This is a genomic window from Deinococcus apachensis DSM 19763 (assembly GCF_000381345.1).
GTDB classification, from domain to species: domain Bacteria; phylum Deinococcota; class Deinococci; order Deinococcales; family Deinococcaceae; genus Deinococcus; species Deinococcus apachensis.
In genome coordinates, this window is record NZ_KB906407.1 from 41,252 (window position 1) to 53,522 (window position 12,271).

The following is a 12,271-nucleotide window of genomic DNA, read 5'->3' on the forward strand; positions in this document are numbered from 1 at the left end:
GCTCTTGACCCTGCCCCTGGGGCAGAGCTCACACTGCCCCTACCTATAGGAACAGCCTCCGGGGGTGACCGCAGCATGACCGACAAGAGCACGGTGGACACGCCAACCAGCCTCACCAGCGGCGCGTTCGCGCGCGCCTCACGCCTGAGCCTCAAGGCCCTGCGGCTGTACGACAACCTGGGCCTGCTCCCGCCTGCCCGGGTGGACCCCTCGACCGGCTACCGCTACTACGACCCCGGCCAGCTCGCGGCCGCGCAACTGATCGGCCTGCTGCGGCAACTCGACCTTCCGCTGAGTGAGATCAGAGCCCTGCTGGACGCCCCGGCTCCGGAACGGGCCGCACGCCTGACCCAGTGCTGGGGGCAGCTTGAGCGGGCGCACGGGCAGCGGCGCGGCCTGGCCCAGTACCTCATCGAGAAACTGCAAGGAGAGACCGAGATGACCATGACCTACGACGTTCAGGACCGTTTCGTGCCCGCCCAGCGGGTGGCGACCCTCTCCCGGCGGCTGTACGTGGCCGACCTGGAAGGCTTCATCAAGGGGGCCTTTGACCGGCTGTACACCCTGGCGGGGGTGCAGGCGGCGGGCGCGGGCCTGGTGATCTTCCACGGACAGGTCAACGCAGACAGCGACGGCCCGGTCGAGGTCTGCGTGCCCTTAAGCGGGACGCTGACCGTGCCCGAGGACGTAACCGTGCGCGAGGAACCCGCCCACCAGGAGGCCTACGTGACCCTGACCAAGGCCCAGTTCGTGTTCCCGGACATCCTGCGCGCCTACGACGCCGTGTTCGAGTACGCCCGGAATCGTGGAAGCTCGGGGGAACTGCACCCCCGCGAGGTGTACCCGATGTACCCGGTGCCCTGGGACAGCCTGGAGGACCACGACCTGGCGGGCGACGTGGCCTACCCGTTCGTCCCGCGGGGCTGAACCTCGCTCCCCTGCCCCCGGCCTCCCCCGGCTGGGGGCGCTACGCTGCCGCCATGAGCTACGCCGACACTCTGGGTATGCGGGTGCTGGAGACCACGCCGGGGCGAACCTGCGTCACCCTGACTGTGACCCGGGGCGGCCTGAACATGCACGGCACGGCGCACGGCGGCCTGCTCTTCAGCCTGGCGGACGAGGCCTTCGCGGTCATCAGCAACCTGGAGGCGCAGGCGGTGGCCGTGGAAACGCACCTCAGTTTCTTCCGGCCAGCGCGGGAGGGGGACCGGCTAGTCGCGGTCGCCACCCCCGAGCGGGTGGGACGCACCCTGGCAACCTACCGGGTCGAGGTCCGCCGGGGCGAGGAGGGGGAAGTGCTGGCGCTGTTTTCGGGGACGGTGTCGCGGCGGGAGAAGGAGACCTCCACCCCACCCTGAGCCTCCAATCTATGTTATGTTATTTACGTAAGGAGGCATGATGCTGCATATCGAATTCATCACCGACCTGGGGGCGCGCGTCACGGTGGACGTGGAGAGCGCGGACAAGCTGCTCGACGTACAACGCCAGTACGGCCGCCTGGGCTGGACGAGCGGCGACATTCCCGTGGGCGGCTACCAGTTCCCGCTGGAGAACGAGCCCGACTTCGACTGGACCCTGATCGGCGCGCGTAAGTGGACCAACCCCGAGGGCGAGGACATGATCCTGCACAAGGGCCACGCCTACCGCCGCCGTGAGCTGGAGGCTGTGGACAGCCGCAAGATGAAGCTGCCCGCCGCAGTCAAGTACAGCCGGGGCGCCAAGAACACCGACCCCGACCACGTGCGCGAGAAGGCCGACGGCGAGTTCGAGTACGTGACCCTTGCCATTTTCCGCGGCGGCAAGCGCCAGGAGCGTTACGCCATTCCGGGGGGAAGCCGCCCGGCGGCCCAGACGAGTGCCGCCGCACGCCCCGCACAGGCCCGGCCCCAGCCCGCTCCCGCTACCCGATCCGCTCCCGTCGCGGTCGCGGAAGAGGAAACGCCGTTCTAAAGCTTGTGGGCAGTAGGTTGTAGGAAAAATCCTCCTACAACCTACTGCCCACGCCCTACAACCCCATCGCCCCCCGCACGTCGGCAGGCTGCCAGCCCTCGGGCTTGAGCTGCTTGCCGTCTTCGCGTCTGGGGCCGCCGAGCTTTGCCATGTTGGCGCGATGAACCTCGGCGAAGACCGCGTTGGCGTCAATGCCCAGGGCGTCCAGAGCGCCGTAGGTGACGTACAGCAGATCGGCGAGCTCGTGGGCGAGCAGCGCGAGGTCGGCGGGTGCCACAGCCTCGCCCGCCCGTAGCCGCCCCTCCAGATGGTCCCATTCCTGCTCCACCTCCCCCACCTCCTCCCGGATCAGGGTGCGGCGCAGGGTCAGGAGGCTGGGGGCGGGGACAGTGGGGCGCTCGGGCGAGGTCAGGCCCACGGCGCGGTGAAATTCACGCAGGCGGGCGGCGTTGCTGTGGGGCAGGGTCATGCCCGGATGGTAGAGCAAGGAAAAAGGGAGCCGATTGGGGGCTCCCTTCTGCCGTTTTGGGGGATGCGGGTGACAGGACTCGAACCTGCTCGCGGCCTACTTCCGGCCCGCTCGCGCGCCCGTTTGGTAGGAGGTGGGCGTCTCCCTCCGGCCCCTCAGGGCCAGGGCGCAGTATGCCGCCTGTCGGCCAGGACCACGTGTGCCGAAGGGCTACTCGGCCTTAAGGAAAATGGCGTACTGGGCGAAGAAATCCAGCTTTTCCTACAGTTCCACCACTCGGTAACCGTAGGCGTTGATGACCTCGGCGCCGCTGACGGGGTCGATGTAGTCGGGCTTGCGGCCCTCGTACTCGTGGATGTGGCCGTGGACGACCAGGCGCGGGTGGCGGCCGATCATGAAGTCGGTGATCGCCGCGCAGCCACGGTGGGCGTAGTCGGCGCCCGCGTGCGGACCAAGGGGCGGCGCATGGGTCAGGAGCACGTCCACACCGCCGCGCGCCCGCCAGGCCAGCCACCTGAGGCCCCAGCGGGCCTGCGCCTCGGTGTACTGGCCGGGCCCCTTCTCGCTGTAGCGCGGCACGCCGCCCCAGCCCGCGATCCTGAGCCCCGCCGCGGTCACGATCCGGCCGTGGGCCGCGATTACGCCGCGGGGCGGCACCCGCTTCTCCCCCTCGCTCACGTCCTCGTTCGCGTGGTTGCCACGCACGTACACGACGGGCACCGGGAGCTTGCTCGCCAGGAACTCCAGGTAGGAGCCCGGCAGGTCACCCGCTGCGAGCACGAGGTCCACCTCCGGCAGCCCCCGCGGAAAGCCCTCGCGGTAGATGAAGGGGTGGACATAGTCCGCGACCAGCAACAGCCGCCGCGGGCCGGATGGGTGGGTGGGGACGGGTTCGGACATGGGGACGGGGGACGCGCCGGTCGGTCTGGACGGCGCGGGGCGCGGACCCTTCCAGGCGGTGAAGCGATCTGATAAGTCTAGCTCCGCCGGGCCGGGGGCGGTAGGGGGTGAAGCGTGAAGAAAGACCACCCGTGCCTCCCCACCCATCCGGCAACATCAGCATGACTATTCACCGCCCGAGGGCCCGCCCACCGTGGAAACGCCACGGCGAAAAATAATGTTGCAGCCGTGAGGCATAGCCCCTTCCCCACCCTACCCTGGAAGTCATGAACGTGAATATTCTGGGCATTCCGATGGACCTGGGCGCGGGGCGCCGGGGCGTGGACATGGGGCCGTCGGCCCTCCGCAACGCGCATCTGGCGAGCAAGCTGCGCGGGCTGGGACACACGGTCTGCGACCTGGGGGACGTGCCTGTCGCCCTCCCCGAGACGCTGGACAAGCACGCGTCGGCGGGACTGGTCTTTCTGGACCCCATCCTGGAGGCCTGCCGCGTGACAGCCGAGCGCGTCGCAGCCCTGCCGGACGACGTGTTTCCGATCACGCTGGGCGGGGACCACTCGGTGAGCATGGGCACGGTGACGGGCAACATGCTGCGCGGCGGGACGGGTGAGCGCACCGGATTGATCTGGGTGGACGCCCACACCGACTACAACACGCCCGAGACCAGCCCCAGCGGCAACATCCACGGGATGCCCGTCGCCCACCTCACCGGCCTGGGGGACCCCAGCCTGGCGGGACTGGGTGGGGGCCAGATCCTGCGTCCGGAGGACATCGTGATGATCGGCATCCGCAGCGTGGACGCCTCCGAGCGCGAACTGCTACGCGAGGTCGGGATCAAGGCCTACACCATGAAGGATGTGGACCAGCTCGGCATCACCCGCATCACCGAGGAGACGCTGGAACGGCTCTCGGACGTGCGGCGGCTGCACGTGTCCTTCGACGCCGACGCGCTGGACCCCTCCGTCGCTCCCGGGGTCGGCACTCCCGTTCCCGGTGGCCTGACGTACCGCGAGGGGCACCTGCTGATGGAACTGCTCTCGGAGTCGGGGCGGGCGACCAGCCTGGACATCGTGGAGGTGAACCCCGTGCTCGACACCCGCAACCAGACCGCCGAGGTGATGGTGGGGATGGCCGCCAGCCTGTTGGGCCAGCGCATTCTGTAGCTTTAGACCCATGCCCTACGCAGTCCGCCTTCAATACGTACACAAGGACGCCCAGGGCCAGGACGCCGTATTGGACGAGCCCCACTGGCTGGAGGACGACGCGGGGGGGCGCCGGGTCTTCTCCACCCCGCAGGAAGCGGACGAGGCGGCCCGGATCGCTACCGACGGGCAGTGGCTCTACGAGGTGGTCGAGGTGCCGCCGGAAGACCGGCCCTGATTCGTTAGAGGCCTTCCAGGTACGGCCGCGCCGCCCCGAAGCCGTCGAGCGCGCCGGGCGAGAGCAGCCAGTCCTCCCCCTGCCGCCGGGCCTGCCCGCCCTGCACCAGCCGGTTAAGTTCGGCCTCGACGCGCTGGCCGACCCGGCGCAGCGGCATCTCGCCCGCGCCCTCCACCCCGCGCCAGGCCAGAAAGGCGCGGTGGAAGCTGGGCAGGGCGTCCAGGCCCACGCGGGTTTCCAGGGCTCGCCAGGAGAGGGAGGGGGGAGTCATGCCCCCGGTTCTACTCCCCCCGGCGCCCCACGTACAATGACCCGCATGACTGGCCCTTCGTCCCCTGATGGCGCTGCCCCGGATGGCGCCGCCCCCGACCTGCCCCCGGACCTCGCCCGGCAACTGGAGGCGCTGGGCGCGGGGCTGGTGTGGCGCGTCGGCAAGGACGAGCTGAGTGACGACGTGGTCGTGCGGCTGGGCTACGCCTCGGCCACCCCGCGTTTCGCGTTCCTGCCACGGCTGCGCAGCGCGAACGACGCCGAGATTCAGGCCGCGCTCAGTGAAAACCGCCTGGTGATCGAGTGGGTGGACTGATCGCGGTCCTCCCTTTTGCTGATGGAACGCGGTTTGTCCCATCAACCCCACTGTGGCCGCTCTCCAGGCGGATGCTCGTCCCGCTCGGGCCGGGTGGGGTGCAGGGAAAACCCGCACTCCACCCAGCCACCGCGGTGATCCCCGCGTGCTGATCGAGGCGCACCAATCCTTCACCCTCGCGCACCCGGTCGGGCAGGAGGCCGCGCTCGCGTTCGTGCGGGACGCAGGTGTCGCCCTGGCGCGCGTGCGCTTTCTACGCGGGTTGAAAGCTAACCGCCAGGAGGTAACCGGCGAACTGATCGTCCCCGTCCCCGTGCTGGGCGAGGTGGACCTCCCCTTTCGCAGTCTGCTGACGGTGACGCCGGGGGGCGCGACCCTCACCCCGCAGCCGGTCACGGGTGAGCGCGCCTGGGTCGAGGTGGCGGGGCAGGCGGAGGTGGACGACATGGGCAGCGTCACCTTCCACTTCCACTTCCGCGCCCACCTGACCACCCCCCCCGCCGAGGGCTGGGGCGGCGCGGCCTTCGAGAAGATGGTCCGGGCCGCGGCCGGACGCACGCTGGAGCGCGTCGCGGGCGAACTCCCCGCCGGAATCTGGGAGGCGATGAGGACCTGAGGGCCACCGGAGCCAGCACCCCGCTACTCTGAACCTCCGCTGGGGAAACCCCACTCTCTTCCCCAACCCGGGTGAAGAAGGGGGCAGGCACACCCACCCCCGGAGCCCTTCCGCCCGGGCGTGGGCTCACCCGCGAGGAGGGCTTATGGCAGCATCGGGCGGGTTGGTAATCGATTGGACGCAGCTGCCCACGTGCAACACCATCATGTTGGTGGCGGCGGGGGCGGCACTCCTCTCCATGATGGCGTTGGGGCGACAGCCTGGGCTCAGGCAGATGTTCTACCCCAGGGCCTGGGCGCCCAACTTCGGCGTGCTGGGCTTCATCCTGACCCTCACGGGCGCGCACATGACGCTGACCTGGCCTTTTGCCAAGTATTTTCCCTTCGACAACATCATCTTCGGCGAGCCCTCGCTGGCCTTCGGCGTCCTGCTGCTGGGGGTCGCGTTCTACCTGTGGCGGCGGGCCGAACACCTGCGCGAAAGCCCCGACCTGATGGCGGAAGTCTCCACGCCGCCCAGCCCCTGGAGTTCCTGATCGTGGGGCTCGGCTTGGGCCTGATCGGCATCGCCGCTGCGGGCACCACGAATCGTCTGTTCGCGGCGCCACCCCAGGAACCCATCTCGGGGCGCTTCGCCGCCTACCCCTGGGTGGAGGCGATCTTCATGTCCGGGCTGTTTACCCTGGTCGGGGTGGCCGCCCTGCTCTTTCCGCTGGCGGTTCGTCAGACGCAGGGCCGCACGCGGTCCACCCGGCTTCCCACCGTGCTGGGGGCGTGATGGCCCTCGCTGGCCTCGCCCTGCTGCTGTTCGGCGCCCTGAACTACTTCACCCACATCGGCCTGATCGTCAATACGATGCCGAAGTAGTGCCGTTTCGGCGGGAACTCCAGAACGCCGTGTTAGCGTGCCCCATGCCCACCCTGCTCAACCTCTCCCCCACCGACCGGCGCGTAATTGACCTGATGAACGCCCAGCAGCGCGAGTTGCGGGCGCTCTACCAGGACACCGACGAGCGCACCGAGCCCTTCGACCCGGCCATCCTCTCCGGCGAGGGCAGCGCGCTCCTGGCCGTCGAGGAGGACGGGAGACTGCTGGCCTGCGGGGCGCTCAAGCGCATAGAGCCGGACACGGCGGAGGTCAAGCGCATGTACACGATCCCGGAGGCGCGTGGCCGTGGTCTGGGTCGCCAAATCTTGAACGGCCTGATCGAGCGGGGGCAATTCATGGGGTTCAGGCGGCTGGTTCTGGAAACCGGGGACTTGCAGGCGGAGGCTGTCCACCTCTACGAGTCGGCGGGCTTCCGGCGCATTCCCAACTACGGCTACTACGTGGGGATCGAGAACAGCCTGTGCTACGAATTGCCGCTGGAAGGGTAATCCCGCACGTCCACGCCTGATCCTGAATCGGGGAGGCGGGGCTGAGGCCAGTTCCAGAGCATCGACGTTCGGGCCGATAGGCTTCGCCGCGTCACCTCAACGCGGCCCCTCCTCATCCCTGCCCTTTGTCCTTTTCCCGGGGCGGGCCGGTGCGTTACGCTGCCCCGGTGCCACCTCCGCCGAGGTGGGCCGTGCGGGGACCGGGGCGACATCCCTCTCCAGGCCGTTCTGCGAGACGCCTCCCCGCGCGCACAGGAGCGAACATGCAGAAGTTTTACACGTCGGAGTCGGTATCGGAAGGCCACCCGGACAAGCTGGCGGATTTCATCTCGGACAGCATCCTCGACGAATTTCTGCGCCAGGAGCCCAGCAGCCGGGTGGCGGTCGAGACCCTGCTGACCACCGGCATGGCGGTCGTGGCGGGTGAGGTGACCGCGCACAGCGCGCGGGTGGACGTGCAGAAAACCGTGCGTGACGCCGTGATGAAGGTGGGCTACACCCGCGCCAACTACGGCTTCGACGCTGAATACAGCGCCGTGCTGGTCGCCATCCACGAGCAGTCGCCCGAGATCGCCGGGGGCGTGAATTTCTCCGAGGAGTGGCGCGCCATGACCGAGGAGGAGCGCGCCCGGCCCGAGAACGCCCACAGCCGCATCGGCGCGGGTGACCAGGGCCTGATGTTCGGCTACGCGACCGACGAGACGCCGGAACTGATGCCGCTGCCCATCAGCCTGGCGCACAGGCTGACACGCCGACTGGCCGAGCTTCGCAAGGCGGCCAGCGAGGCCCGGGAGCGCCGGGCGCGCGGCGAGACGCTGACCCCCGAGCAGGAAAAGGCCCTCGCCTTCGCCTACCTGCGTCCCGACGCCAAGGCCCAGGTCACGGTTGTCCGCAATGGTGAGCCGCACGAGGCAACCGAGACGGCCGTGGACACCGTGGTCATCAGCACCCAGCACAGCGAGGACGTGGGCCAGGACCGCATCCGCCGGGACATGATCGAACACGTGATCGGCGCGGTGATCCCGGCGGAACTGCTCACGCCCGACACGAAGTTCTTCATCAACCCCAGCGGCAAGTTCGTGATTGGCGGCCCGCACGGCGACACCGGCCTGACCGGGCGCAAGATCATCGTGGACACCTACGGCGGGGCCGTACCCCACGGTGGCGGCGCCTTTTCCGGCAAGGACCCCACGAAGGTGGACCGCTCGGCCGCCTACTACGCCCGCTACATCGCCAAGAACATCGTCGCGGCGGGGCTGGCGCGGCGGGCGCTGGTGGAGGTCGCCTACGCCATCGGGCGGGCACATCCCGTCAGCCTGCGGGTGGACACCTACGGCACGGGCACTGTGAGCGACGAGCGGCTGGCCGAACTCGTGCGCGAGCATTTCGACGCCCGGCCCCAGGCGATCATCGCGCAGCTTGACCTGTTGCGGCCCATCTACGCACGAACCGCCGCCTACGGGCACTTCGGCCGCGACGAGTTCCCCTGGGAGGCGACCGACCAGGCGGAGGCGCTGCGGGTAGCTGCCGAGGGGCTGAAGCAGGAAGCCTGAGCGCAGGAACCATGGGAGGGAGGAGGCGGGGGAGCGTGCCCGGCCTCCTCCTTCCGCTTTACGGGAACTCGATGAGCGGCAAGAAGGCCATGTCGCCTGCCTCAAAGAGGCGGCCCGAATTGCTGCTCTTCGGGACTTCCCCCCCCACTTCACCGCTCTGGAGTTAAGAGAAGGAGGCTCTCACCGTACCGCGCGACCTTACCTCCCCACCAGGCAGTCCCGCCCACCACACGGCTCCAGCCCCCTACCCGTTCTGCGCCGCCCGCCGCTCGTACACCTCGGCGAACTTGCGCCGCAGGGCCGCCGCGCTGGCCCGGGGGACCATTTCCGAGATGTCGCCGCCGTAGCTGGCGATCTCGCGGACCATCGTGGAGCTGACGAAGCTCCAGCGGGTCGCGGCCATGATGAACACGGTCTCCACCTCGCCGATCTGACGGTTGAGGTGGGCGATCTGGAGTTCGTACTCGTAGTCGGACACGGCGCGCAGGCCGCGCACGATGATGCTCTCTTTCTGCTGGCGCATGTAGTCCACGAGCAGGCCGCCAAAAGAGTCCACGCCGACGTTCGGCAGATGCGCGGTCGCCCCCCGCAGGATGTCCAGGCGCTCCTCCAGCGTGAAGAGGTGCTTGCCCTGCTTGCGGGCGTTGTGCATCACGGTGACGGTCACGTGGTCGAAGATGCGCGAGGCGCGCGTCAGCACGTCCATGTGGCCGCTGGTGATGGGATCGAAGGAGCCGGGAAAGACGGCGTTCATGCGGGACCGATGTTATCCCGCGCCGCACCCTCCCGGAGGTACAGGGTGAGGGTGTTGCTGCCGTACACCCGTTCCTCGCGCTCGTAGCCGGGTACCTCGGGCAACTGCGTCTTGTCGGGATGCTGGCAGACGAGCAGGCCGCCGGGGGCCACCACCCCGGACGCGAGCAGCGTCGCCGTCAATCTGGGAATGTCCTGCACGTATGGCGGGTCGCTGAACACCACGTCGAACTGGCCCAGGCGGGGCAGCAGGCCCAGGGCGTCGCCGCGCAGGATGCGGACGGGGAGGCCGAGGAGGCGGGCGTTCTCCTCCAGGGCTCGGACGGCCCCCGCGTTCTTCTCAATGAGGGTCACTTGATAGCCCCGGCTGGCCGCCTCCAGGCCTACGGCGCCGCTCCCCCCGTGCAGATCGAGAAAGGTACCGGACGGCGCCCGGGAGGCGAGCAGGTCAAAGAGGCTTTTGCGGAGGCGGGCACCACTCGGCCGGGCGCTCGCGGGGACTTTCAGGGCGCGGCCCTTCGCGCTGCCGCCCAGGATTCGAACGCTCACGGGAGGCAGGGTAACGCACGCGCGCCCCGGTCGGCAGTGGACCGGGGCGCGGGCGCGGGAGCGGACGTTACATCTTCGGCATCTGCACTGCCGTGCAGGCCACGCCCGGGTCGGCCGGGGTGCCCGCCGCGTCGCTGGCGGTGTGGATGTTGAAGTAGGTGGCGTTCATCACGTCGGCCTGGGGCGCGCTGCCCATCAGGGTCAGCATGCCGTTCGCGTCCGTCTGTCCCACGATCTTGCTGCTCATGATGGGCGCTCCGCCGCTCTCACAGGGGTTGGGGCTCGCCGTGCCCTGGAGGTGGTAGTGCGCCACGTAGTACTGGTTGGGCTTCAGGCCCATAACCTGAGCCTCCGTCATGATCACCGTGCCGTAGCGCTTGCCCATCACCGTTCCGGTGGGGTTGAGGTCCCCGGCGGCGGGCTGCTTGCCGAGGGTGTAGGGGCTGCCGGACAGGGTCATCGTGCAGGAGGCGAGGACGAGGGGCAGGGCGAACGCGAAGAGCTTCTTCATAGGAACCTCCGGGGTGAAAACGGGTTCAAATGTGACCTCTGGTAGTTTGACCCTCCCCGCAAGCTCGACAGTGTTTGCGGGCGCGCAATCTCAGGACAAGATAAAAGTTCGGGGAGGGCTCACCGGTCCCCGAACCTCGGCAGACCCCATATGCCTGTGCGGTGGGATAGCCTGACCCCACACCCCACAATCCCCGGAGGTTTTCATGACACAGCCCGTCCTCCCCGAACTTCAGGCCCTCTTCGACGCGCAGCGGGGCTGGCGCTGGCGGGCCGCGGGGACGAATGCCGAGGAGCGGCGGACGATCCTGCGCCACCTGCGGGCGGGTATCGGGCGGCACCGGGTGCGGCTGGCCGACGCCCTCGCGCTCGACCTGGGCAAGAGCCGTGCGGAGGCGGAGATCATGGAACTCCATCCCACGGTGGAGGAGCTGGGGCACGCCCTTCGGCACCTGCCGCGCTGGATGGCCCCCCGCCCGGTACCCACACCCGCCACCCTGGTCGGCACCCGCAGCGAGGTGCAGTTCCAGGCGCGCGGCGTCACGCTGATTCTCAGCCCCTGGAACTACCCGGTGAACCTCGCGCTCGTGCCGCTGATCGCCAGCCTGGCGGCGGGCAACACGGTGATTCTGAAGCCGAGTGAGAAGGCCCCGGCGACGGCCCGCGCCCTGCGCCTCCTGCTGGAGGAGGTGTTCGAGCCCCACCTGGTCGCGGTCGTCGAGGGGGACGCGGGGGTGGCACAGGCCCTCACCACGCTGCCCTTCGACCACATCTTCTTCACCGGGAGCGGCGAGGTCGGGCGCCGGGTGCTCGCCGCCGCGGCACCCAACCTCACGGGAGTCACGCTGGAACTCGGCGGAAAGAGCCCGGCCCTCGTGCATCAGAGCGCCGACCTCGCCCTGACGGGGGAGCGGCTCGCCTGGGGCAAGTTCCTGAACGCCGGGCAAACCTGCGTGGCACCGGATTACGTCCTCGTGCCCGAGGAACTGCGGGACCCGCTTGTGGCGCGGATGGTGGAGGTCGTCGCGCGCCGCTTCGGGACGGGGGGGCGGCTGCGAAGCGGCCCGGAGTACGGCCGCCTGGTGGACGGGCGCAGCGTGGAACGGCTGGAACGCCTCACCCGGGAGAGCGTGGCGGCAGGGGCGCGGATTGTGCTGGGTGGCGAGTTCGATCCCTCCACACGCTTCATCTCGCCCACGGTGGTGACGGACGTGACACCGGACATGCCCCTGCTGCAGGAAGAACTCTTCGGCCCGGTCCTCCCGGTGCTGACGTACCGAGACTTCGGCGAGGCGCTCGCCCTGATCCGCCGCCTCGACCCGCCGCTCGCGCTGTACGCCTTCCTGGAGGACGGGGACGCGCTCACCCGGGTGGAGCGCGAGACGACGAGCGGCGGCCTGGTCGTGAACGGCACGGTGGTGCATCTGGTCAACCCGCACCTGCCCTTCGGTGGGGTGGGGGCGAGCGGGACGGGCCGCTACCACGGGGAGTACGGCTTCCGCACCTTCAGCCACGAGCGGGCGGTGATGCATGAGGGGAAACGCAGCACTGTCCGCCTGCTGTATCCCCCCTACGGCCGGGCCGTCCCCCGCCTCGTCGCCTGGGCGCAGCGCCAGTTGGAGCGCTGACC

The 12,271-nt window shown here is 69.3% G+C and carries 18 protein-coding genes; 12 read left to right on the forward strand and 6 right to left on the reverse strand.

Going from position 1 to position 12,271, the window contains the following annotated elements; all coding sequences use genetic code 11:
• Positions 1-75: 75 nt before the first annotated feature.
• The 3 genes from F784_RS0114235 to F784_RS0114245 are packed head-to-tail and all read left to right on the forward strand — an operon-like array spanning position 76 to position 1,950.
• On the forward strand, positions 76-927 hold the full coding sequence (locus F784_RS0114235) for a MerR family transcriptional regulator (RefSeq protein WP_019587402.1): 852 nt from the start codon (positions 76-78) through the stop codon (positions 925-927).
• 53 nt (positions 928-980) lie between these two features.
• The gene (gene paaI, locus F784_RS0114240) at positions 981-1,358 is read left to right on the forward strand and encodes a hydroxyphenylacetyl-CoA thioesterase PaaI (RefSeq protein WP_026332483.1); all 378 of its coding nucleotides are present in this window, start codon (positions 981-983) and stop codon (positions 1,356-1,358) included.
• A gap of 40 nt (positions 1,359-1,398) precedes the next feature.
• A complete protein-coding gene (locus tag F784_RS0114245; RefSeq protein ID WP_026332484.1) occupies positions 1,399-1,950 on the forward strand; it encodes a single-stranded DNA-binding protein in 552 nt (183 codons plus the stop codon).
• Between the two features lie 55 nt (positions 1,951-2,005).
• Here the strand turns inward: F784_RS0114245 and F784_RS0114250 are convergent, their stop codons facing one another.
• Positions 2,006-2,419: a pyrophosphohydrolase domain-containing protein gene (locus tag F784_RS0114250; RefSeq protein WP_040383258.1), complete on the reverse strand. Its 414-nt coding sequence runs from the start codon at positions 2,417-2,419 to the stop codon at positions 2,006-2,008.
• A 261-nt stretch (positions 2,420-2,680) separates the two neighbouring features.
• Positions 2,681-3,319, reverse strand: coding sequence for a metallophosphoesterase family protein (locus tag F784_RS0114255; protein WP_051086986.1), 639 nt, complete (start codon positions 3,317-3,319; stop codon positions 2,681-2,683).
• 266 nt (positions 3,320-3,585) lie between these two features.
• Here F784_RS0114255 and rocF point away from each other — a divergent pair, with 266 nt between their 5' ends.
• Positions 3,586-4,482 (forward strand): arginase, encoded by an 897-nt coding sequence (gene rocF, locus F784_RS0114260; protein WP_019587407.1) that lies wholly within the window; start codon positions 3,586-3,588, stop codon positions 4,480-4,482.
• 10 nt (positions 4,483-4,492) lie between these two features.
• Positions 4,493-4,699, forward strand: a complete 207-nt coding sequence (locus F784_RS0114265) for a hypothetical protein (RefSeq protein ID WP_019587408.1) — start codon at positions 4,493-4,495, stop codon at positions 4,697-4,699.
• A gap of 4 nt (positions 4,700-4,703) precedes the next feature.
• On the opposite strand, the gene F784_RS0114270 is transcribed toward F784_RS0114265, so the two are convergent.
• Positions 4,704-4,970: a hypothetical protein gene (locus F784_RS0114270; protein WP_019587409.1), complete on the reverse strand. Its 267-nt coding sequence runs from the start codon at positions 4,968-4,970 to the stop codon at positions 4,704-4,706.
• Between the two features lie 45 nt (positions 4,971-5,015).
• On the opposite strand from F784_RS0114270, the gene F784_RS0114275 reads away from it, so the two are divergent.
• The 6 genes from F784_RS0114275 to metK all read left to right on the forward strand — a co-directional run bounded on the left by F784_RS0114275 (position 5,016) and on the right by metK (position 8,829).
• On the forward strand, positions 5,016-5,285 hold the full coding sequence (locus F784_RS0114275) for a DUF3248 domain-containing protein (RefSeq protein ID WP_019587410.1): 270 nt from the start codon (positions 5,016-5,018) through the stop codon (positions 5,283-5,285).
• Between the two features lie 145 nt (positions 5,286-5,430).
• Positions 5,431-5,901 (forward strand): DUF3809 domain-containing protein, encoded by a 471-nt coding sequence (locus F784_RS0114280; RefSeq protein ID WP_019587411.1) that lies wholly within the window; start codon positions 5,431-5,433, stop codon positions 5,899-5,901.
• Positions 5,902-6,046: 145 nt separating this feature from the next.
• Positions 6,047-6,436, forward strand: a complete 390-nt coding sequence (locus tag F784_RS27595; protein WP_211211904.1) for a DUF981 family protein — start codon at positions 6,047-6,049, stop codon at positions 6,434-6,436.
• Between the two features lie 2 nt (positions 6,437-6,438).
• Positions 6,439-6,678 (forward strand): DUF981 family protein, encoded by a 240-nt coding sequence (locus F784_RS27600; RefSeq protein ID WP_026332486.1) that lies wholly within the window; start codon positions 6,439-6,441, stop codon positions 6,676-6,678.
• 133 nt (positions 6,679-6,811) lie between these two features.
• On the forward strand, positions 6,812-7,276 hold the full coding sequence (locus F784_RS0114300; protein ID WP_019587412.1) for a GNAT family N-acetyltransferase: 465 nt from the start codon (positions 6,812-6,814) through the stop codon (positions 7,274-7,276).
• Positions 7,277-7,539: 263 nt separating this feature from the next.
• Entirely contained in the window at positions 7,540-8,829 is a 1,290-nt protein-coding gene (gene metK, locus F784_RS0114305; RefSeq protein ID WP_019587413.1) for a methionine adenosyltransferase, read from the forward strand.
• A 244-nt stretch (positions 8,830-9,073) separates the two neighbouring features.
• Here metK and coaD read toward each other — a convergent pair whose 3' ends face one another.
• From coaD to F784_RS0114325, 3 genes are all read right to left on the reverse strand, one after another.
• Positions 9,074-9,583 (reverse strand): pantetheine-phosphate adenylyltransferase, encoded by a 510-nt coding sequence (coaD, locus tag F784_RS0114315; RefSeq protein WP_019587415.1) that lies wholly within the window; start codon positions 9,581-9,583, stop codon positions 9,074-9,076.
• A complete protein-coding gene (locus tag F784_RS0114320) occupies positions 9,580-10,131 on the reverse strand; it encodes an RsmD family RNA methyltransferase (protein WP_019587416.1) in 552 nt (183 codons plus the stop codon). The genes coaD and F784_RS0114320 overlap by 4 nt, the downstream gene beginning before the upstream one ends.
• 67 nt (positions 10,132-10,198) lie before the next feature.
• Complete coding sequence (locus tag F784_RS0114325; protein ID WP_019587417.1) at positions 10,199-10,642, reverse strand: hypothetical protein; 444 nt, start codon at positions 10,640-10,642, stop codon at positions 10,199-10,201.
• A 205-nt stretch (positions 10,643-10,847) separates the two neighbouring features.
• On the opposite strand from F784_RS0114325, the gene F784_RS0114330 reads away from it, so the two are divergent.
• Positions 10,848-12,269, forward strand: coding sequence for an aldehyde dehydrogenase family protein (locus F784_RS0114330; RefSeq protein ID WP_019587418.1), 1,422 nt, complete (start codon positions 10,848-10,850; stop codon positions 12,267-12,269).
• Positions 12,270-12,271 lie beyond the last annotated feature (2 nt).

What these genes read in the sequence shown, in the direction of transcription:
- F784_RS0114235 (WP_019587402.1), top strand. Translation starts at nt 76, where the DNA reads ATGACCGACAAGAGCACGGTGGACACGCCAACCAGCCTCACCAGCGGC.
- paaI (WP_026332483.1), top strand. Translation starts at nt 981, where the DNA reads ATGAGCTACGCCGACACTCTGGGTATGCGGGTGCTGGAGACCACGCCG.
- F784_RS0114245 (WP_026332484.1), top strand. Translation starts at nt 1,399, where the DNA reads ATGCTGCATATCGAATTCATCACCGACCTGGGGGCGCGCGTCACGGTG.
- F784_RS0114250 (WP_040383258.1), bottom strand. Translation starts at nt 2,419, where the DNA reads ATGACCCTGCCCCACAGCAACGCCGCCCGCCTGCGTGAATTTCACCGC.
- F784_RS0114255 (WP_051086986.1), bottom strand. Translation starts at nt 3,319, where the DNA reads ATGTCCGAACCCGTCCCCACCCACCCATCCGGCCCGCGGCGGCTGTTG.
- rocF (WP_019587407.1), top strand. Translation starts at nt 3,586, where the DNA reads ATGAACGTGAATATTCTGGGCATTCCGATGGACCTGGGCGCGGGGCGC.
- F784_RS0114265 (WP_019587408.1), top strand. Translation starts at nt 4,493, where the DNA reads ATGCCCTACGCAGTCCGCCTTCAATACGTACACAAGGACGCCCAGGGC.
- F784_RS0114270 (WP_019587409.1), bottom strand. Translation starts at nt 4,970, where the DNA reads ATGACTCCCCCCTCCCTCTCCTGGCGAGCCCTGGAAACCCGCGTGGGC.
- F784_RS0114275 (WP_019587410.1), top strand. Translation starts at nt 5,016, where the DNA reads ATGACTGGCCCTTCGTCCCCTGATGGCGCTGCCCCGGATGGCGCCGCC.
- F784_RS27595 (WP_211211904.1), top strand. Translation starts at nt 6,047, where the DNA reads ATGGCAGCATCGGGCGGGTTGGTAATCGATTGGACGCAGCTGCCCACG.
- F784_RS0114300 (WP_019587412.1), top strand. Translation starts at nt 6,812, where the DNA reads ATGCCCACCCTGCTCAACCTCTCCCCCACCGACCGGCGCGTAATTGAC.
- metK (WP_019587413.1), top strand. Translation starts at nt 7,540, where the DNA reads ATGCAGAAGTTTTACACGTCGGAGTCGGTATCGGAAGGCCACCCGGAC.
- coaD (WP_019587415.1), bottom strand. Translation starts at nt 9,583, where the DNA reads ATGAACGCCGTCTTTCCCGGCTCCTTCGATCCCATCACCAGCGGCCAC.
- F784_RS0114325 (WP_019587417.1), bottom strand. Translation starts at nt 10,642, where the DNA reads ATGAAGAAGCTCTTCGCGTTCGCCCTGCCCCTCGTCCTCGCCTCCTGC.
- F784_RS0114330 (WP_019587418.1), top strand. Translation starts at nt 10,848, where the DNA reads ATGACACAGCCCGTCCTCCCCGAACTTCAGGCCCTCTTCGACGCGCAG.